The organism is Streptomyces sp. NBC_00019 (assembly GCF_045041015.1).
GTDB lineage: Bacteria > Actinomycetota > Actinomycetes > Streptomycetales > Streptomycetaceae > Streptomyces.
Genome location: NZ_CP108302.1, coordinates 758761 through 777638 on the forward strand (window position 1 = coordinate 758761; position 18878 = coordinate 777638).

16 protein-coding genes and 1 pseudogene are annotated in these 18878 nt (G+C 67.5%); 9 read left to right on the forward strand and 8 right to left on the reverse strand.

The genetic code is table 11. The annotated features are described in order from the left end of the window. Positions 1-246 precede the first annotated feature (246 nt). Together OHU89_RS03745 and OHU89_RS03750 are read right to left on the reverse strand one after the other, a co-directional pair. The gene (locus tag OHU89_RS03745; RefSeq protein WP_405654288.1) at positions 247-660 is read right to left on the reverse strand and encodes a helix-turn-helix transcriptional regulator; all 414 of its coding nucleotides are present in this window, start codon (positions 658-660) and stop codon (positions 247-249) included. Then, positions 634-1098, reverse strand: a pseudogene (locus tag OHU89_RS03750) (cupin domain-containing protein); the annotation flags it as partial. The pseudogene OHU89_RS03750 and the gene OHU89_RS03745, both read right to left, overlap by 27 nt. A 118-nt stretch (positions 1099-1216) precedes the next feature. Here OHU89_RS03750 and OHU89_RS03755 point away from each other — a divergent pair. After that, entirely contained in the window at positions 1217-1597 is a 381-nt protein-coding gene (locus OHU89_RS03755) for a hypothetical protein (protein WP_405639774.1), read from the forward strand. A gap of 319 nt (positions 1598-1916) precedes the next feature. On the opposite strand, the gene OHU89_RS03760 is transcribed toward OHU89_RS03755, so the two are convergent. Next, on the reverse strand, positions 1917-2813 hold the full coding sequence (locus OHU89_RS03760) for an alpha/beta hydrolase (RefSeq protein ID WP_405639776.1): 897 nt from the start codon (positions 2811-2813) through the stop codon (positions 1917-1919). 677 nt (positions 2814-3490) lie between these two features. Then, the gene (locus OHU89_RS03765; protein WP_405654290.1) at positions 3491-3931 is read right to left on the reverse strand and encodes an OsmC family protein; all 441 of its coding nucleotides are present in this window, start codon (positions 3929-3931) and stop codon (positions 3491-3493) included. 693 nt (positions 3932-4624) lie between these two features. On the opposite strand from OHU89_RS03765, the gene OHU89_RS03770 reads away from it, so the two are divergent. The 6 genes from OHU89_RS03770 (at position 4625) to OHU89_RS03795 (ending at position 10699) form a co-directional block, all read left to right on the forward strand. After that, positions 4625-4756 carry a hypothetical protein gene (locus tag OHU89_RS03770; protein ID WP_405639778.1) on the forward strand — a complete coding sequence of 44 codons (132 nt, stop codon included), beginning with the start codon at positions 4625-4627 and terminating at the stop codon, positions 4754-4756. 258 nt (positions 4757-5014) lie between these two features. Next, a complete protein-coding gene (locus OHU89_RS03775) occupies positions 5015-6436 on the forward strand; it encodes a family 2B encapsulin nanocompartment shell protein (RefSeq protein WP_405639780.1) in 1422 nt (473 codons plus the stop codon). A gap of 82 nt (positions 6437-6518) precedes the next feature. Beyond that, positions 6519-7997, forward strand: coding sequence for a family 2 encapsulin nanocompartment cargo protein terpene cyclase (locus OHU89_RS03780; protein ID WP_405639782.1), 1479 nt, complete (start codon positions 6519-6521; stop codon positions 7995-7997). A gap of 15 nt (positions 7998-8012) precedes the next feature. Beyond that, positions 8013-8888, forward strand: coding sequence for a geranyl diphosphate 2-C-methyltransferase (locus OHU89_RS03785; protein WP_405639783.1), 876 nt, complete (start codon positions 8013-8015; stop codon positions 8886-8888). A 423-nt stretch (positions 8889-9311) separates the two neighbouring features. After that, positions 9312-9767 (forward strand): hypothetical protein, encoded by a 456-nt coding sequence (locus OHU89_RS03790; RefSeq protein ID WP_405639785.1) that lies wholly within the window; start codon positions 9312-9314, stop codon positions 9765-9767. 326 nt (positions 9768-10093) lie between these two features. Further along, on the forward strand, positions 10094-10699 hold the full coding sequence (locus tag OHU89_RS03795) for a BlaI/MecI/CopY family transcriptional regulator (protein WP_405639787.1): 606 nt from the start codon (positions 10094-10096) through the stop codon (positions 10697-10699). Positions 10700-10821: 122 nt separating this feature from the next. On the opposite strand, the gene OHU89_RS03800 is transcribed toward OHU89_RS03795, so the two are convergent. Beyond that, on the reverse strand, positions 10822-12285 hold the full coding sequence (locus OHU89_RS03800; RefSeq protein WP_405639789.1) for a hypothetical protein: 1464 nt from the start codon (positions 12283-12285) through the stop codon (positions 10822-10824). Between the two features lie 221 nt (positions 12286-12506). Here OHU89_RS03800 and OHU89_RS03805 point away from each other — a divergent pair, with 221 nt between their 5' ends. After that, positions 12507-13037, forward strand: a complete 531-nt coding sequence (locus tag OHU89_RS03805) for an SMI1/KNR4 family protein (protein ID WP_405639791.1) — start codon at positions 12507-12509, stop codon at positions 13035-13037. A gap of 42 nt (positions 13038-13079) precedes the next feature. On the opposite strand, the gene OHU89_RS03810 is transcribed toward OHU89_RS03805, so the two are convergent. After that, a complete protein-coding gene (locus OHU89_RS03810; RefSeq protein ID WP_405639793.1) occupies positions 13080-13595 on the reverse strand; it encodes a GNAT family N-acetyltransferase; N-acetyltransferase in 516 nt (171 codons plus the stop codon). Between the two features lie 35 nt (positions 13596-13630). Further along, complete coding sequence (locus tag OHU89_RS03815; RefSeq protein WP_405654292.1) at positions 13631-15514, reverse strand: ABC transporter ATP-binding protein; 1884 nt, start codon at positions 15512-15514, stop codon at positions 13631-13633. A 415-nt stretch (positions 15515-15929) separates the two neighbouring features. Here OHU89_RS03815 and OHU89_RS03820 point away from each other — a divergent pair, with 415 nt between their 5' ends. Continuing rightward, positions 15930-16217: a DUF6355 family natural product biosynthesis protein gene (locus OHU89_RS03820; RefSeq protein ID WP_405639795.1), complete on the forward strand. Its 288-nt coding sequence runs from the start codon at positions 15930-15932 to the stop codon at positions 16215-16217. Between the two features lie 66 nt (positions 16218-16283). Here the strand turns inward: OHU89_RS03820 and OHU89_RS03825 are convergent, their stop codons facing one another. Then, on the reverse strand, positions 16284-18551 hold the full coding sequence (locus OHU89_RS03825; RefSeq protein ID WP_405639796.1) for a M4 family metallopeptidase: 2268 nt from the start codon (positions 18549-18551) through the stop codon (positions 16284-16286). Between the last annotated feature and the right edge of the window lie 327 nt (positions 18552-18878).

The window sequence follows — 18878 nt, forward strand, 5'->3', positions numbered from 1 at the left end:
GCCCGTTCTCGCATTCCCCATGTCCGTCCGCCCTTCCATGCGTTTTCATGGATGTGAACGAGGTTCAAGTCCGTGTCGAGCGGTGAGCATGCCACGCGCCCCATGCCCGCGAAAGAGGTCGCGCACAGGTTTCTGGTACAGACCTGACGCGGGATCGGCCCAGCCGGCCAAGGCGGGCGACAACGGAATGGAACCGTCCCGCAACCTGGTCGGCTCGTTCAGCTGACGTCCGAAGGGCGTCAGACGTCAGATCTCCGTCCGTGTCTCGCGCGTGCGGTATTCGCTCGGGCTGATGCCGTGTTCCTTCTTGAACGCGTTGCTGAAGGCGAAGGCGTTGGCGAAGCCGACGCGGTCGGCCACCACAGCGAGCGTCGTGTCGGGCTCACGCAGCAGGTCGGCGGCGAGCGCCAGGCGATGTTGCCGCAAATAGGTCATAGGCGGTTGTCCGGCCAGGGCGTTGAAGCGCCGGGCGAGGTGGGCTCGTGACACGCCGGCTTTCGCCGCGAGTGCGGGCAGAGTCCACGGGTGAGCAGGGTCGGCGTGCAACAGGCGCAGTGCGGGGCCGACGACGGGGTCGCTGTGGGCCCGGTACCAGGTGGGGAGTTGGGCGCCGGGACGGGTGAACCAGGCACGCAGGGCTGTGATCAGCAGCAGGTCCATCGTCCGGTCCAGCAGGATCCGCTGCCCGGGTTCCTCGCGGGTGATCTCTTCGAAGGTCGAGCGACTGACCGGACAGCTCCCCACGGACGCCTCGATGACGGCCAGCGGTGGCAGGGCCGCGAGCAGCCTTCCAGGCATGGCGCTGTCCATGGTGTAAAGGCCGTTGATCAGAAGGGTGCGGTCCGGCTCTGCGGCGTTCCAGGCGCCCTCGTCCGGGAGCCGAGCGGGAAGCAGCTCTTCGCCCTGTGAGGTCGTGCAGCGACCTCCGGTCCGGACCACCACGTCCGGTTCCGTGGCCGGATCGTCCCCGATCACATACGGCGCACCCCCACACAGCACCGCCACATCACCTGGGCCGAGCCGGACCGGGGCGCCGCCCTCGGGAGTGATCCAGACGGAGCCGTGCACAAGAACCGCGAGGGCCAGCGGTGAGCCGTCCTCGAAGCGCGCCGCTCAGGGACCGGTCACGGAGGACTGGTTGAAGAGCGCGCCACTGCTGCGGACCCCGTTCAGGAGATCGGTCAGCGGATCGATGCCGGTCAGTCCCGAGGGATCCATGCTGGTCAGCGTAGACGAACGCGTATGGACATCGCCGAGGTGGCGGTCGCCGCCCTCACCCGACGGGCACGCGGGGTGGCACTACGAGCTCAGCGGACCACGGTTGATGACCTTCGGGGACGCGGTCGGGGAGATCGCCCGGGGCATCGGCCGTGACATCCGCTATGTGGCTCTGAGCCCGGAGGCGTACGCGGACGAGCAGCGCGCGCAGGGCGTGCCCGAGGAATGGGTGCAGCTGTCGATCGGCCTGTACGAGCACGTCCGCTCCGGCAGCCTTGCCTCCCTCGGCGACGGCGTCCAGCGTTCGTTGGGCCGCGCACCCCGGGACTTCTCCGACTACGTCAAGGCCGCTGCCCGGGAGGAAGTCTGGAACGCCTGACCTTCTCAAACACCGGCGCCCCGTCCCGCGAACTGGCCCGGCACGAGGGGCGATTGGCCACGTGGCTCCGTGAGTAGCCTCCGCGCTCCGACGTCGTAGAACTCTGTGGGCCGGGCCGGTCCGATCATGATGGTGACCTCCTGACCGGCCCTACGTCACCCTCGAGGTCTCCAGCCGCGCCCGCCTGACCGCGGCCGAAATCTCACATCACACCCGGTAGCACTGGGCCGTTGAGAACCTCGAGCATCAGCCCACTGACACCGTCTGACGCGAAGACGACCCGCAGGCCTATCTCGGCAACTTCGAATGCCCTATCCCCCTACCCTGCGAGCGTGTCCAGGATTTCTGCGACCGGGATGGGATCCAGAGGGCCGACGTGTGACGCCCCGGGAAAATCGTGCACGCGGAAGCTGTTGCCGGGCGTGAACGCGTCGGCTTCCGCGATCATTCTGTCCTGGAGTGCGGTGGCGATCGTCCGGTCCCTGCCGAAACGCAGGTAGGTGCGGGGAATGCGTCCCCAGCTACCAGCCCGGCCGACCACTCGGCCCGCATAGGCGGCGATGGGCTCGTCGGTCTGCATGCCGGCCAGTAACCGGCGGAATTCGGCGTCGGGATAGTCCGCGCAGATCATCTCCTTCAGAAGGGCCAACTCACGGCTGTCACCTGTCCGGAAGTTCAGTCGTAGTACACCGAGCCGGTCCGGGTCACCCACCGTCAGCTCGACCGGGCTGACGGCGTTCGCGTTCTCGGGTGCCGCCGTGCAGGCGTCCGCAGTGGGCAGGACGCGGCTGGGACAGAAGGCCGCCATGTAGCAAATGTGGTGAAGCAGATGCGGGACGGCATTGCCAACACGGCTGACCGATACGCCGCCCAGGCTGTGCCCGACCAGCACCACCGGGCCGTTCCGTGCCGCCCGCCGCACGGTGCTCGTGACGCGCGCCTCGTAGTCCTCCAGCCCGAGGCCCTTCAGCGGGGAAGGCTCGGCCGCCATCGCTTTGAGGTCCTGCCGCTGATACGACTCCGGCACGAAAGCCTCCGCGCCATGCCGTGGCTGGTCCACCATGACGACGCGGTGACCGCGCAGCGTCAGCTCCCGTGCGATCGGTATCCAGAACGCGCCGGCGCTGTGGGTACCGTGCACCAGCACGTAGGTGGTGAGCCCGCGACGCGGGTTCGCTGCGGCCGGCGAGGTTCCGAGCCCGGTGGCCAGTGCCATACCCCCCACCGCGAGTCCCAGCCCACGCAATGCCGTCCGCCTCGTGGCACCTGTTCGCTCTTCGTTCGTCTCATCCATCATGAGCACGACGCTATGAACGGCCCGCTCGACCCGCCAGCGGTCCAGCACCACCACAGGGGTGGACCCAGCACCACCTTTCAATGCAGCCGTTCCTCGTGGTCTGGAAGACGAGTTCACAGCCTCCCGGATTGCGGTATGTGTTCAGTGAAATCAGAGCAGGCAAATCAACGCGTGAGCGTGAGTTTCTTCACCACTAACACTCGCGAAGCGATCTTTCGACAAGGCCCCTGCCAGCGACAAGCGGGGGCTAAGTTCCATTCCGTCCCGAGGGCAGGATATCCAACGGACGCGGCGCTTGACAAAGTGCCGTCCTCTCTGGGCATCCCAATCCGGCGTTCCCGGAAATGGATTTGACATTCCAGGGATATCCCTGGTCCTGGTAAAGCATTTTCCCGCGCCCCTTCGCCTCTTCCCTTTGGAGCTTTGCCTTGTCTGCCGACAGCACGACCACTACCGCTCGCCTTCGGCGGCCCGCTGCTGCTCGGCGGCAAAGCAGCCATGAGTACCCCACCGCGCTCGCAGTCGACGCGCCGGTCCGAACTCCCACAACTGACCCGATGTGCAGCGCATCCGGTGACCCGTACGCCGGTGAGAGGTCAGGTGCCCTCGATCACCGCCTTGACGGGTGTGCCGATCTCGACAGTGCGGCTCACCGTGCAGAGCCGGTCGTGGGAAGCCTTGACCGCCCGGGGAAGAACGATCCGCGCCCGCTCCGCGCCTTCACCCTCCGGGAAGTCGACGGAGAACGTGACCACCAGGTCGGTCATCCGGTTACCGAGCTCGTCGCCGACCTTGTTCCCCGTCACCTCGACAGAGAACTTGACCGGCTCCGCGTGACGGCTGGTCGCTACATCGACGTCCACGGCCGTGCAGCCTCCGATCGCGGCGAGCAACAGCTCCACCGGCGTGAAAACGGCATCCCCCTCAGCTTCGGAACCGGTACCGAAGCTGATCGTGCTGCCACGCGCGTTCGTCGCGGTGAAGTGGCCGATGCTGGTTCGCTCGACGGTGACGGAGCGCAGGGAGTTGTCGGTCATGCCGTCGAGACTATCCGGGCTGCGGGAAGCCAGGAGGAGGCGGTGAAGCGAGTCGGATTCTCCCTGATGACCTTCTGATCGAACTGATCGCACTTCGCCCGCTGCCGACGGCATGGGGGTGACGGTCTCGCGGCGAGGGATTGTGCCCTGGCAGAGAAATCGCCGGACGTCGAGGCGGCCGCGCCCCCGCCGTAAGCCGAGGCAAGGCGGGCGCCCAGCGCCTCCGGCATCCCGGCCGGTCCCAGGCACCTGAGCAACTCGTATGAGCCACACCTGTCGGCGCATCCGCAGAACAGGGTCCGTACCGCTGATCGGATCGCCTCGCGGGTCATCGCGGCGTTCCCGCGGCCCCGTTCAACGTGGCGTGTGACGCCCGGACACCACCCGGCATCACGGTCTGACCGCGGCGGGACCCGGATCGTGGGCCCGTTCGGGCGGGCGGAGCCCCCGGGCGGCCGCTCGCGCCTGCCTGCTCGGGTTGCTGTCAGGTGCTGAGCGGAAGAAGTGCCGGCAGCCGGCCATGCTGCCCGGCCCGGGCCACGCGGCTGTCTCCCCAACAGCCTGCTCCATCCGGCCTTCGGGGCCCACTCCCCGCCTCAGTGCCCGCCAGCATCACCCGGCCAGTGCCGGGCCTCCATTGGCCAGTTGAGTACGCATGGCCTTTCCCAGTAGAAGTGGCCCGCGCTCCTGCACGTGCTCTACGTCGAGATCAACAGTCGGCCCGAGCGTGAACTCCCCCAGACACTCCGCCAGTTCCCGGACGCTCCGGACAAACCCGGCCTCGCCGTCGGCATCCGGCACTGCCTCGACGCAGTGCCGTGGTGAGCCCTGCGGCACCCCGCCGCTGCTCGATCAGCGTGGCGCAATGTCGCTCATTGGTCCGATAAACCGGATTCGACTGATTGTCACCGCTTCGAAGGAAGCCGCTGGGATCTTCGGGCGAGGCGGCTCAACTGACCCTTACCGTCCTGCAGGTGGATGGATCACCGGAGTCCTCCCACCCCATTGCCGATCCTCCCTGTCTCAATACCGGCGCACACCTGTGCGCCGGCCGCCCGACCACGCAAGGAGTAGCCCACCCCGATGACCGTGGACAGCAGCCCGGAAACCCAGGCCGCACCAGCCGCGCCCGTGCCGCAGCAGTCCCTGAGTACCGCCGCCGCACGCAACCTCACCACCACCACGAAGTCCGCCCCGCAGATGCAGGAGATCACCTCCCGCTGGTTGCTGCGGATGCTCCCCTGGGTCGAGACCAACGGCGGTGCCTACCGGGTCAACCGACGGTTGCGTCATACCGTCGGCGACGGGCGCATCGAGTTCGTGCAGGAAGGCTCCACGGTCCGTGTGATCCCCCGCGAACTCGGTGAACTGGCCCTGCTGCGGGACTTCGAGGACCTGGACGCCCTCACCGCCCTCGCCGAGCGCTGCACACAGCGCGACTTCGCTGTCGGCGAGGTCATCGTCGAGCGCAGCAGCCCGGCGGACCGGATCCATCTGATCGCCCACGGACGCATCAGCCAGCGCGGCGAGGGCAAGTACGGCGGAGAGATCGCCATCGCGGTGCTCGCGGACGGCGACCACTTCGGTGAGAACGCCCTGCTCGACTCCGACGCCCGCTATGACTACACGGCCACCGCCGAGACCTCCGGCACCCTCCTCACCCTCTCCCGTAGCGACTTCGCCGCCGTGCAGGACTCCGCGCCCCTTCTCCGAGCCCACATCACCGAGTTCAGTTCCGCCACGCGACGACGGCAGAACAAGCACGGTGAGGCCGAGATCGCCATGTCGGCCGGCCATGTGGGCGAGGCCGATCTGCCGAGCGCCTTCGTCGATTACGAGCTCAAGCCACGTGAGTACGAACTCTCCGTCGCACAGACCATTTTGAGGATCCACACTCGGGTCTGCGACCTCTACAACGGCCCGATGAACCAGACCGAGGAGCAACTCCGCCTGACCATCGAGGCGTTGCGCGAGCGCCAGGAGCACGAGCTCATCAACAACCGTGAGTTCGGGCTGCTGCACAACGCCGACTTCAAGCAGCGCATCCAGACGCATTCCGGCCCGCCGACCCCGGACGACATGGACGATCTGCTGTGCCGCCGCCGCGGCACCAAGTTCTTCCTCGCCCACCCGAGGACGATCGCCGCGATCGGGCGCGGCTTCAACGCCTGCGGGCTCTACCCGGACCACGTCGATCTCGGCGGGCAGTCGGTCCCGGCCTGGCGTGGGGTCCCGATCCTGCCGTGCAACAAGATCCCGATCAGCAAGGAGCAGACCAGCTCCATCATCGCCATGCGCACGGGAGAGAAGAACCAAGGGGTCATCGGCCTGTGGCAGACAGAGCTGCCGGACGAGGTCGAGCCGGGGCTCTCAGCGCGGTTCATGGGCATCAACGAGCAGGCGGTCATCTCCTATCTCGTCAGCACGTACTACTCCGCCGCGGTGCTCCTACCCGACGCGCTCGGCGTGATGGAGAACGTACAGATCGCCCGCGGACGCAGCTGAGGGCATGCCACGCGGAACGGGCTGACGTCCCCGTCCACGCCGTACGTGCGCCCACGCCACCGCAGTAAGGAGTGAGTAGCAGATGCCCGATTCCGGGCCCCTTGGGCCGTCCATCCCTGGGCAGCGGTCGAAGGCGACCACCACCGAGCCGGACGTCCCCACGCCGGCGGTCCCCGATCTTCCGATCGCGGCGGCAGCCTTTGGCCTCGCGGCACTACCGCGTCCGCCGATCGCTCCGCCGCCCCCTCCCCCGCCCGCCACCGGCGCGCTGCCTGCCACGCCGTCCGTCCCCGCCACAGAGCCGTCCCTTCAGCGGGTCCTGGGCGGACCGACGGGTCTGGGTACGACCTCGCTGTCCCTGGCGGGCACTTCGCAGCCGACGAGCACACCGTCGCCACCTCCTCAGCATCCGCCGGTCGCGTCCGCCGAAGCGGCCGCACCTCCCGTAGCCGATCCGGTTCTTCAGCGGGTCCTGGGCGGGCCGACCGGCCTGGGCACGGCCTCGCTGTCCCTGGCCCAGGCTCCGCAGCGGCTGCTGCCTGAACCCGTCCCGGTGCTCCCGGTGGCCACGCCACCCGCCGAGGGCCAGGCCGTTCCCGGCCTGTACCACCACCCGGTCCCGGAGCCCGACCCGGTACGTGTCGAGGAGGTGAGTTCCCGGATCAAGCGCTGGGCCGAGGACGAAGTCCAGCTCTACCCCGAGGAGTGGGAAGGCCAGTTCGACGGCTTCTCGGTCGGGCGGTACATGGTCGGCTGCCACCCCGACGCTCCCACGGTCGATCACCTGATGATCGCCACTCGGCTGATGGTCGCGGAGAATGCCGTCGACGACTGCTACTGCGAGGACCACGGCGGCTCGCCCGTCGGCCTCGGCGGACGCCTTCTCCTGGCTCACACCGCCCTCGATCCGCTCCACACCACCCCGGAGTACGCGCCGGCGTGGGAGGAGTCGCTCGGCTCGGACCCTCCGCGGCGCGCCTACCGCAGCGCGATGGACTACTTCATCCGCATGGCCACGCCCTCCCAGATCGACCGCTACCGCCACGACATGGCCCGGCTGCATCTGGGCTACCTGGCCGAGGCCGCCTGGGCCGAGACCGATCACGTCCCTGAGGTGTGGGAGTACCTGGCGATGCGCCAGTTCAACAACTTCCGCCCCTGCCCCACCATCACCGACACCATCGGAGGCTATGAGCTCCCAGCGGACCTGCACGCGCGGCCCGAGATGCAGCGGGTCATCGCTCTGGCCGGGAACGCGACCACCATCGTCAACGACCTGTACTCCTACACCAAGGAACTCGCCGGCCCCGGCCGCCACCTGAACCTGCCGGTGGTGATCTCCGAACGCGAACAGCTCTCGGACCGCGACGGCTATCTCAAGGCGGTCGAGGTCCACAACGAACTCATGCACGCCTTCGAGGCGGCAGCGACCGACCTCGCCGCGGCCTGCCCCCTGCCCACCGTGGTGCGCTTCCTCAAGGGCGTGGCCGCGTGGGTCGACGGCAACCACGACTGGCACCGCAGCAACACCTACCGATACAGCCTGCCCGCCTTCTGGTAAGGAACGGACACCTCTGTGACCACAGAAATCACCCCCACCGTCTCCGCGACGATCCCGGCCCCGGCGACCCCCTACCAAGGGGACATCGCCCGGTACTGGAACAACGAGGCGCGGCCGGTGAACCTGCGCCTCGGTGACGTGGACGGGCTCTACCACCACCACTACGGCATCGGCGCCGTTGACCACTCCGCGCTCGGCGACCCGGAGCACAGCGCATACGAGAAGAAGCTGATCGCCGAGCTGCACCGGCTCGAGTCCGCACAGGCCGAGTTCCTCCTGGGCCACCTCGGCCCCATCACGCCCGAGGACACTCTCGTCGATGCCGGCTGCGGGCGTGGCGGATCCATGGTCATGGCCCATCAGCGCTTCGGCTGCAAAGTCGAGGGCGTCACCCTGTCCTCCGCGCAGGCCGAATTCGGCAACGGGCGAGCACAGGAGCTTCGTATCCAGGAGCATGTGCGCTCCCGGGTGTGCAACATGCTCGACACCCCCTTCGACAAGGGCAGTGTCACCGCCTCGTGGAACAACGAGTCGACCATGTACGTCGACCTGCACGACCTGTTCGCCGAGCACTCCCGCTTCCTCAAGGTGGGCGGTCGGTACGTGACCATCACCGGCTGCTGGAATCCCCGCTACGGCCAGCCCTCCAAGTGGGTCTCCCAGATCAACGCCCACTTCGAGTGCAACATCCACTCCCGTCGTGAATATCTGCGGGCCATGGCCGACAACCGGCTCGTGCCGCAGACCGTGATCGACCTGACCCCCGACACGCTGCCGTACTGGGAGTTGCGGGCCACATCCTCACTGGTCACCGGCATCGAGGAGGCGTTCATCGAGTCGTACCGGGACGGCTCCTTCCAGTATGTGCTGATCGCCGCCGACCGCGTCTGACCGGGTGGCGGCCCCCTGAGGGCCGCCACGTCTGGGTCCCGGTGCCCGGTACGAGACATGGCTTCTGACAGGTGAAGTGGGCGCATCTCGCCTGCAGTTCGGCATGTCGACGTCCAGGGGGCCGGTTGCCAGGTTGATCGCGCTCAGCGAGAACGGTCGAACTAGCAGATATAGTGATGCAATTGAGTGAAATTGGTCAAAGCGACATAGGGAGCCGCATAAGCCGTCGCACGCTCCTTCGGACCGGCTCAGGAATCGCCGCCGCCGCAAGCGGCGGCTCTTCCTTGTTGACGGCACAAACGGCGCACGCGGTCGTCGACCCTTCGCAGCACTTCGTATTCGAGGGCGACGGCGACGATCCCGTCCTGCGGAAAACGCTCGCTCCACCAGCCCTACTGGGCGATGCAGTCCTTGCTGGGCTCCATGGCTCTGCACTCGTTCGACCATGGCTCTTCGATCGGGGTCCAGCCGGATACGTCCGGGTCCCCCTACATCTGGCTCGCCTGCGACTACCGGAGCCTGACCCCCGGCACGGACCCCAACAGCCACACGATCTGCCGCATCAAGTACCAGGACGGCGGAGTGCTCGACTACCACACCAGTGCCGGCATCACGGAATTCAAGGTCGGCCTATCCGATTTCCTGGACTGCCCAAGACTGTCGATCGATCTCCTCGACATGAACCAGACCGGCGGGCAGTACAACCAGAAGTTCCCAACGAACGCGGGTAACTCACTGCCCGGGCGCGAACCTCAGGGAATGGCGATCTGGCGGACTTCCAGCGGCCCGCGGCTCACGTTCGGCTTCTCCAGCAAGATCGCCGTCGACCCTGACGAGTTCCAGGCGCCCGTCTTCTACAAGAGCGACCTCGCCGGGTAAACAGCTCTACGACCCGGCCCTCACTGCGTATTCGCCCGGAGAGGGCCGGCTCCCTCGTGTCCCATCGAGTGGTCCGGCGTGGTGAACACCAGCAGGATGGCACCGCGGCAGCTGAATCGCTCCGGGGCGGTCCAGCGCCTCCCACCTCTCCCCGGAGCCGTCCAGTGAGCTACCGTGCGGAACAACTATCTCCGTCCGAACGTACTATCTCAACACCAAGCAGCTGTGCAGCTACATGGTCCCAGTCCGCGTGCCATGTACGCCATCCGCCCAGGAACTCGCTTGCCGCAGGTACTTGGGCAGGGAGTTCAAGGAGAGGTCAACACATGTCCGAGCACACCAGCACCTCCACGGAACTAACGTCTCAGTACACCGCCCAGGTAACCACCGACCTTGAGCACAACCTCAAAGAGCAGGAACGCATCCACCAGGAAATCGCTGCCCTGCAGGAGCAGTTGACCACCTTGCAGCATGACCACGCGGTACTCGTGAGCATGCACCAAGCGCTCGGCCTCACTGTGCCCACCGTCGAAGCCGCACCCGCCCCTGCACCAGCAGCTCCTGCCAAAAAGGCCAAGTCCCGCCGGGCTCCCCAGCCCAAGAAGGGCACCACCGCCAAAGCCTCCGCCTCAGCCACCACGAAGGCCGAAACCAAGTCGGCGGAGCCCACACTGGTCAGCTTGATCCGCGACCACCTCGCCGCACAGAGCGAACCCCGCTCCACGGCCGAGATCGCCGACACGATGGGCCAAACCCACCCTGACCGCGGCATCAAGGCCACCGTGGTGCGGACCACTCTTGAAGGACTCGTGGCCAAGGGCCTGGTTCAGCGCGTCAAGCAGGGTAGTTCCGTCTACTACACCGCCTCCGACGCGGCACAGCCCGCCGAGGAACAGGCGTCGACGGACGCGCAGACCGACACCGCCTCATAGCCAGCCCGGACGCCGGCGGCGTGCGCCCGAGGGGGCGCACGCGCCGACACCCTGCGGGAGGTCTCCACATCTGATTCGCGTACGCAGCTCCCAGGCATCCTCCGGCCCCGGGTCCTGCACCGCTACGGAGCGATGCCGACGCCGTCGATCCGGCTCCAGTTCTTCTCCTGCTGAGCTGTCATGGCCGGCCACGACAGTCCTGCCGGCCGGGGCTGAACACGGGAGGCGTACGGCAGAGGGTGGAAGTCGGTGTCGTAGAAGCATCCCGTGCCGTAGGTGCGGTCGTAGGAGGCACACGAGGATGCAACGGACTGCGCGGTGGGCCTCTTTCCTGTGCGCACCCAGGCGGCCAGCGCGGCAATGGAGTTGGCGTACTCGGCGTTGCTCAGTTCACTGTGCTCGTGCTCTGTGGTGAAGGTCTGCACGAGGTTCTTCTCCCGGTGGGCGCCATCGAGGCTCGCCCGGTACGCGGCCTCATGCTCGACGAAGGCGGTGGGGTCGTCGATGGCGTGCAGAGTGAGTACGGGAATCGAGACCCGACCGGTGAGATCGCTGTCGTAGGACAGGGCGCGCCGGGCCGCGGGATCGGCGGAGAAGCGTTCGACACCTTCGTTCAGTGCCTTGTCGTCGTGTGAACCGGTGTACCGCACCCCGTCGTTACTGAACGGATTTCGATCGCCGAGCCGGTTGTGCACGATGTCGCGGAAGGTGAACACGGAGAAGCGCAGGTGTGATTCCAGCGTCCGCTCCGGGATGCGGGTGACCGCGAGGATGTCATCGAGGTTGCGTTGCTGCACGGGGGTGCGCTCCTGCGGCGTCGACGCGTATCCCGTGCATTCCTGGAGGCGGGCCCGCAGCCCTGCCGTGGTCAGGGTCGATGTGGGACGCAGTCCCTGCCACAACGGGTACTGGGGCTCACTGGGGCGGGGAAGGTTCTGGCAGTAGTACTGATAGACCACCCGCAGGTCGACGCGGTAGTCATAACCGCGTGAGCCGCCACCCAGCACTCCGTTGGTGAGCAGAGCACCGTCATAGGAGCCCTGCTTGCCGTACACCTCCACGACCTTGGCAGCGACGTTCCCGCCCCAGGACTGACCGTGTACGAAGGTGCGCTGGGGCTTGCCGAACTCGTCCACGAAGAGCCGACGCACATTCTCCGTGTCGGCGGCAGCCATACGGGTTCCGTAGCCCCCGCGTCGATAGGACGAGCCCGCCCAGGCATACCCCTGGTCCACCATCACCGACCAGCGTCCCAGGTCGCCGAGGCTTCGCTCGGGGTCCGACCCTTCACCCAGGTCGGGACCGCCATGAGCGTGAACGACGAGCGAGCCGTTCCACCGCTTGGGCACAGCGATCGCGTAGAACGCTCCGTTGGCGTCCTGGCCGGTGTAACAGGTGGCCTTCTCCTCCAGGCTCACCGGGCATGAGATCGGTGCGGGCGGCGGCTCACTGGCCGCCTGGACCGGGCTGATGGCACTGAGTGACCCGGCGACCATGCCTGCGATACATGCGGTCAGCGTCACTCCGCGTCGTGCGCGGGACCAGAGGCGGGGAGGGGGAAACGTGGTCCGACCCGAGCGATTCACAGCAAGGCTCCCGGAACTCAGTGGCGCACCATCGCGCCGAGCGGTGCGATGTTAGAAACGCATGCGCTGGTGCACTACGAGTCGCTCGATTCTGTTCATAGTGTGCGCACGCCAGACCAGACGACCCGACAAGGAGAAGCCGGACGAGCGGGTGCCGGCCGACAGCACGAAGGTCGCAAGGCCTGCCCCGGTGTCTGCGCGGCATGCCATCATCCGGCTCCATGGATGGACATTCGCTGCCGCCCGCTTGGCTGGAGTTGTGGGTGAGCAGGGTCTCGGGCGCCTTGGCCGTCATGGCAGACGAGTTCGAGCACCGGCACGGCTTTCCCCCGGGCACCAATCAGGTCCGGCGAGCCGACCGCGGCGATCAGGCCGCGGCTCACGCGCTGGCCCAACTGGACCACGCCCCGGCCGACTTGGTGACCTTCTACGACAGCATCGCCGACGTCACCTGGGGAGACGTCGGCAACGGGTACTTCATCCATCCAGTACCCGACGTCCTTCTGTGCCTCGAGGAGTACGGCGCCGTGCCGCTCGGCACGGGGCAGGACGCCTGCGGCCTGGTCATCGGCTCCAACGGTGGGGGCCAGTCCTATGTCACCGACCCCGACGGGGCGGTCCATCGAACGCGAACGGCATCGCTGGACGCACCGGAACTCGACAGAGTCGCCGATGACCTGCGGCACTTTCTGCAACTGCTGGAACAATCCCTGACACGGTTCCTCGCCAGCGGCGAGCCAGGACACCTCTAGGAGTGCTCACCAACCTTCGTCGTGATGGGTGGTGGGTGGTTTTCAGGACGGCTTCAGCTCGGTGCGTGGGTCGATGGCCCAGTGGTTGCTTCGCAGCACTCGGTCCGCGAACGTGACGTCCCGTTCGGTGACGAAGCGGAAACCGAGGGACCGGCAGATTCCGTTCGAGGCCGCGTTGCCCGTTCCCGGAAACGCATGCACCACGCCCCAACGCTCCTCATCCCGAGCCTGTTCAAGCAGAGTTCGTGCCGCGCGCTTGCCCAGGCCACGGCCCTGGAAATGCGGCAGAACCATCCACCCGATCTCCGACATGGGCCCGTCGTCGGTGTCGTGGGACCAGATGGTCACCGACCCGGCCACCATGTCGGGAGTGCCCGGATCAGGAATGATCATCTTGATCCAGCAGAGGTCGGTCGCGGCCTCAGCAGCATCTCGACGCACCTTGTCGGGTATGCCTTCCCTGGGCAACGGGCCCCCGAGATCGCCCATCATGACCGGGTCGCACCGCATCCGGACATAGGCGTCGACGTCGTCCGGGGTGACATTGCGCAACTGCACGAAATCCTCCTGAACAGCGGTTGGTGTTGAGGGCGCTACCGGTCCCTGGCGAGACGGCGGAGTTCGGCGAAGAGGCCGCCGGCCTGGACGAGGTCCTCGTACGTACCCTCTTCGACGACTCGTCCCTTGTCCATGACAAGAATGTGGTCGGCGAGGCGGGTGTTCTCCAACTGGTGGGTGACCACAATCGTCATGTGGTGCGGGGCCAGGCGCCTGATCCGGGTGAACATCGCGTGCTCGCCGCGGGCGTCCATCTGCGAGGTGGGCTCGTCCAGGATCATCAGCGGCGTCTGCCGGTACAGCGCGCGGCCGCACACGAGTCGCTGCCACTGGCCTCCCGACAGTTCGGCGCCTCCCCACAGTTCGCGGGAGAGCAGGGTGTCGAGTTGGTGAGGCAGCTTCTCGATCTCCTCGCGCATGCCGACGGCGTCAATGGCGTCCCACACCGGTCGGTCGTCGTGGGTTCGGGGCTGGCCCAGGGTGATGTTCTCGCGGGCCCGCAGTGGCCAGCACGCGAAGTTCTGTGGCACCAGGGAGGTACGGCTCCACACGGCGTTGGGATCGGCGTCGGCCAGGTCGATGTCGTCCCAACGCACGCGTCCCTTGTCGGCGAGCACGATCCCGGTGATGAGCCTGGTCAGGGTCGACTTGCCGGAGCCGTTCGCGCCCACGACGGCGAGGATCTCGCCACGGCGGAGGGTGAGCGAGACCCCGTCGACGGCCGGTTCCTCCCGGCCGGGGTAGCGGTAGACGGCCTCCTCGATCCGGATCTCGTCGACGCGCTCCGGGATGGTCGACTTGCCACGCTTCGGGGCGCGTTGGTGGGCCAGGTCGAGGAAGGCCTGCATGTCGGCGAGGTAGAGCGAGGTGTGGAAGAGGGCGGCGCCGTTGATGACGACCTGGGAGAGCGCGGCCACAGTGGACTGGACGGCGACCACGGCGGTGGCGGCGACGGGCAGGGCGATGCGGCCGGTGATGGCCAGTCCCGCGAGGGTGGCCCAGGTGCACAGCAGGAAGAAGCCACCCAGGGCGCTGGTGGACAGCTGGATGCGCAGCATGTGCGGGGCTGCTTGGAGGGTGCGCTGGTCGATGCGGTCGGACAGGGCCCGGTACCAGTAGATCTGGTAGCCGGTCATGCCGTTGGCGCGGATCTCGTCGCCGTAGCGGGCGTGGGTGGCCCACGACCGCATCATCGCGCGCACGTTGCGATCGCCCAGGTTGAGAAAGTGCGTCCGGTAGTCCACACGGGCCGAGAGCACGGCTCCGACACCGGCGGGCAGCACGGCCAGGACGAGCACCGGCAGCATCAGCGGGTGCAGCGCGGTGATGACCCCGGCCGCGGCGATCATCCGGATCAGCGCGGACATGAACCGCTGCGCGTCCTGCACCATCAGGCGGGTGCGGGTGACGCCGATCTCCGCGGCTTCCTGCTGGTCGGCGAACCCGTCCAGGCCGTACGCGGATGACTCCACCCGCAGCACGGCGGCGACGAGCGCAACATCGGCCTCGGTGGTCAGCAGCGGAGTGATGCGCCCGTCCGCGTACGAGGACAGCAGACTGCACACTCGGCCCACTCCGGCGGCCAACGTCACCATGACCAGGGCTGGTACGGCGCCGTGCAGGCGTTCGGCCACGGTGCCGGTACCGAGGATGTGTGTCATCGCGCGGGCGGTGGAGGCCAGGACGACCGCGGCGGCGATACCTGTGAGCGCCTGGCACACGAGGAGCAGTGCGGAGCCTCTCCTGTCGACGGCCCACGCCTTGCGGGTGGTGTGGGCCAGCACGGAGGGCAGTCGTCGGCACATCGCCCAGAAACTGGCGCCTTCCAGCGGGTTCTTGCCGAACTTTCCCCCGTAACTGAGAGTCGCCGGTGCTGGAGGGGGCGGTGTGTCGGGGGTTGCGGTCGAGGCGTCAGTCACTGTCACCTGATCCCTCCGTAGAGGTGGGTGCCGCGTCCGGGTGATTCGGCAGTGCACGGCATAACGACGCCGACCAGGATTCGAACGCGCTCGATTCCAGTCGCCGTGGAGCCCTTGGGGCGCACGGCATCGCACGTCTGAGTGCCGCGATGAAGCCCTCGATGACTGGCTCAAGTTGGCCGAATCGCCGAGCCTTGAAACTCCTGCAACTGCCTCGCCAAATCCCCGTCCTGGCCTCTCCGTTCCCCAAAAGCCGAAGATCAACTGATCGGCGCAGCAGTGAATCGATTCGCCGGGTGAACGGTGCCACCGTTGATCAAAACGGCTGCTCTGAGCTGCGAGCCTGGGCGCATCGACAACGGATCGGCAGGCACCTGGCGCCTCGGCCCGATCCCTCTATGTTCTGGAGCTCTCTATGCGTACTCGTCGTGTCATGACCGGCCTTCTTGGTTCCGCCGGCCTCCTCCTCGCCTCATTCGGCGCGGTCACCGCGAGCGCCGGTCCGGCCGCAGCGGATCCCTGTGGCTTCTACGAAACCGCCTCCGACGCCTACTACAACCACTGCACCTCGGACGGCTCGCGCATCATCATCGAGATCGATGACTGGGGGCCGAACAGCGAGCAGTGTGTGGGACCGGGCGTGACCTGGATCGGTTCCAGTTCCGATGTCGCCGGCGCGTGGTACACGGGCCGCACCTGCTGATCGAAAACGGACCGGACCGCCGCCCAGATCCCGAGGATCTGGGCGGCGGTGTGCTGCCGGTGCGTGTCAGGGTGTCAGCTGCCAGCGCGCGATGTACCCGACGTCGATGGACGCCCGGTCCTGCACGCGCAGTTTCCAGGTGCCGTTGAGCGGTTGCGCGGAGGCGTCGACCGTGAAGGTCTGGTCGACGTTGTCGGCTGAACCGCCCGTGCGGTTGAGCAGGGAGTAGACGGTGCCGTTCGGGCCGACGAGGTCGACGGTGAGGTCACCGCGGTAGGTGTGGACGATGTTGACGTAGACCGTGGTGGTCGCGGACGCGTTCCCGTCGCGGGCGGTGATGGTCACCGGTGACTCGACGGCGGCGCCGTTGTCGGGGATGTCCACGCGGGTGGCGTTGGCGTAGACGTAGGCGATCTGCCAGGTGAAGGTGTCCGCCGCGGTCGCCCCGGTGCCGTCGGTCACGGTGATCGTGACGTCGCTGGTACCGAGGGCGGTGGGTGTGCCGCTGATCAGACCGCTCGGGCTGATGCTGAGGCCGTCGGGCAGGCCGGAGGCCTCGTAGGTCAGGGCGGCGCCGGTGTTGGTGGTGTAGGCGTCCAGTTGGAGGCTGACGGTCTGGTTGACGCCGCTGATCTGGTCGGCGGTCGGGGCGAGGTTGACGCCGAGGGCGATGCGGTTGCCGACGTTTGTCGCGGCCCAGGCGTCGGCGACGGCGAGGTAGGTGGGGCTGTAGGCGCCGAACAGGTCGGCGGTGGCCGACAGGGTGGCGGTGCGGGCGCCGGCGTAGTTGGTCGTCGAGGTCATGTACGTCGTCAGCGCGCGGTACCAGATGGCGGCGGCGTTCTGGATGCCGATGCCGGTGACGGCCCGGCCGTCGTACGTCGGGCTGTCGTAGTCCACTCCATTGACGGTCTTGGCGCCGCTGCCCTCGGAGAGCAGGTAGAAGAAGTGGTTGGCGGGGCCGGATGAGTAGTGGACGTCGATGCCGCCCAGGGTGGAGCTCCAGTTGTCGCGGGAGTCGCCGTCCTTCGAGGGCTTGTCCATGTAGCGCAGCGGGGTGCCGTCACCGTTGATGTCGATCTTCTCGCCGACGAGGTAGTCGCCGGGGTCGGCCGGGAGGCTCTCGGAGAACTCGACGGCGGCGGCGAAGATGTCGGAGGTCGCCTCGTTGAGGCCGCCGGACTCGCCCGAGTAGACCAGGCCCGCGGTGGCGGCGGTGACGCCGTGGCTCATCTCGTGGGCGGCCACGTCGAGCGCGGTCAGCGGGTGGGTGTTGGCCGAGCCGTCGCCGTACGTCATGCAGAAGCAGGAGTCCTGCCAGAAGGCGTTGACGTAGTTGTTGCCGTAGTGGGCGCGGCTGTAGGCGGCGACACCGTCATTGCGGATGCCGTTGCGGCCGAAGTTCTCCTTGTAGTAGTCCCAGGTGGCCGCGGCGCCGAAGGCCACGTCGACACCGGCGGTCTGACGGTTGGACGGCTGGCCGTCACCCCAGACATCGTTGTCGTCCGTGAACAGGGTGCCGGTGCCCGAGGTGCCCTGGTTGAGGTCGTACGTCTTCTGCCCTGCGCGGTCGGGGTCGACGAGCTGGTACGTCGACCCGGACAGGGTGCTGCCCAGCGGGACTTCGCCGGCGTACTGGCCTGTGCCGGAGCCGGTGTGGACCTGCTCGGCGGCCTGGAGCTGCTTGCCGCTGGCGGCGTCGGTGACGATCTGGAGTTCGCTGGGGGTGCCGTCCTCCTGGACGCCTTCGACGACGGTTTCCCAGGCCAGCACGGGCTTGCCACTGCCGGCCCAGACCACCAGGCGAGGCGCCTGCTCCGTCTCGGAACCCTTGACCTCGGCGTTCTTCGAGGCGGTGAGGGCCTTGGCGGCGGCACCCGCGGCCGTGATCTTCGGGCTGAGCGAAGGCACCTGGAGGCGGGCCGCGTTCGCCTTGGTGACAGTTGTACGACCGCTCTTGTCGTGGACGACCAGGTCACCGCCTAGGACGGTCAGCCCGGAGTAGGTGCGCTCGTAGCGGGTGTGCGTGGTGCCGTCGGCGTCCTTGATGACGTCCTTGACGACGAGCTTCTCCTTGCCGCCGAGGCCGATCCGCTGCGCCGTGCCGGCCGCTGCGGACCGGGCGCTCTCGATCAGGGCGGTGCGGCGGGCGGGCGTCAGGGAAGGCTGGGCGGCGCCGGCCCGGGGGGTGGCGGTGATCTTCGTGAGGCCCGGGTCCGCCGGGGCCGCGGCGGCGAAGTCGGGGGCGGCCAGGGCGAGCAGGGACCCTACGGCCGTGAGGGCGAGGGCGGTGGCGCGTCTGCGCCGTACAAGAGCGCGGTGTCGCAGGGGCAACGAGTTCTCCTTCGAAACGACGGCCAGCCCGTGATGGGGGCCGCGGACGAGACGGAGCGGCGGGGTACGCCGGTCCGGAGCGCTGCACGGCAGGCGGGTGGAAGGAGGCGGGGGGTGGTGGTTGGCGGTTGCTCCGCGTGGTGATTCCGTCAAGGAACGGTGAACTTCCGCAGAAGGGTGGCACTGCGTGCACAGTTTTGTCATGCGAATGCCAAAGCAACGGCTGGAATTGACCATGACGATCAGGCAAATCAGCACAGACGGCGCCGGTTTTCAGCCTCACCTTGGACACGGGCAAGGTGCAGCCGAAGACGCTTGGGTTCCCGG

Coding starts and splice junctions, on each gene's coding strand:
- OHU89_RS03745 (WP_405654288.1), bottom strand. CDS start 660: ATGGACCTGCTGCTGATCACAGCCCTGCGTGCCTGGTTCACCCGTCCC.
- OHU89_RS03755 (WP_405639774.1), top strand. CDS start 1,217: ATGCTGGTCAGCGTAGACGAACGCGTATGGACATCGCCGAGGTGGCGG.
- OHU89_RS03760 (WP_405639776.1), bottom strand. CDS start 2,813: ATGGCACTGGCCACCGGGCTCGGAACCTCGCCGGCCGCAGCGAACCCG.
- OHU89_RS03765 (WP_405654290.1), bottom strand. CDS start 3,931: ATGACCGACAACTCCCTGCGCTCCGTCACCGTCGAGCGAACCAGCATC.
- OHU89_RS03775 (WP_405639780.1), top strand. CDS start 5,015: ATGACCGTGGACAGCAGCCCGGAAACCCAGGCCGCACCAGCCGCGCCC.
- OHU89_RS03780 (WP_405639782.1), top strand. CDS start 6,519: ATGCCCGATTCCGGGCCCCTTGGGCCGTCCATCCCTGGGCAGCGGTCG.
- OHU89_RS03790 (WP_405639785.1), top strand. CDS start 9,312: ATGGCTCTGCACTCGTTCGACCATGGCTCTTCGATCGGGGTCCAGCCG.
- OHU89_RS03795 (WP_405639787.1), top strand. CDS start 10,094: ATGTCCGAGCACACCAGCACCTCCACGGAACTAACGTCTCAGTACACC.
- OHU89_RS03805 (WP_405639791.1), top strand. CDS start 12,507: ATGGATGGACATTCGCTGCCGCCCGCTTGGCTGGAGTTGTGGGTGAGC.
- OHU89_RS03820 (WP_405639795.1), top strand. CDS start 15,930: ATGCGTACTCGTCGTGTCATGACCGGCCTTCTTGGTTCCGCCGGCCTC.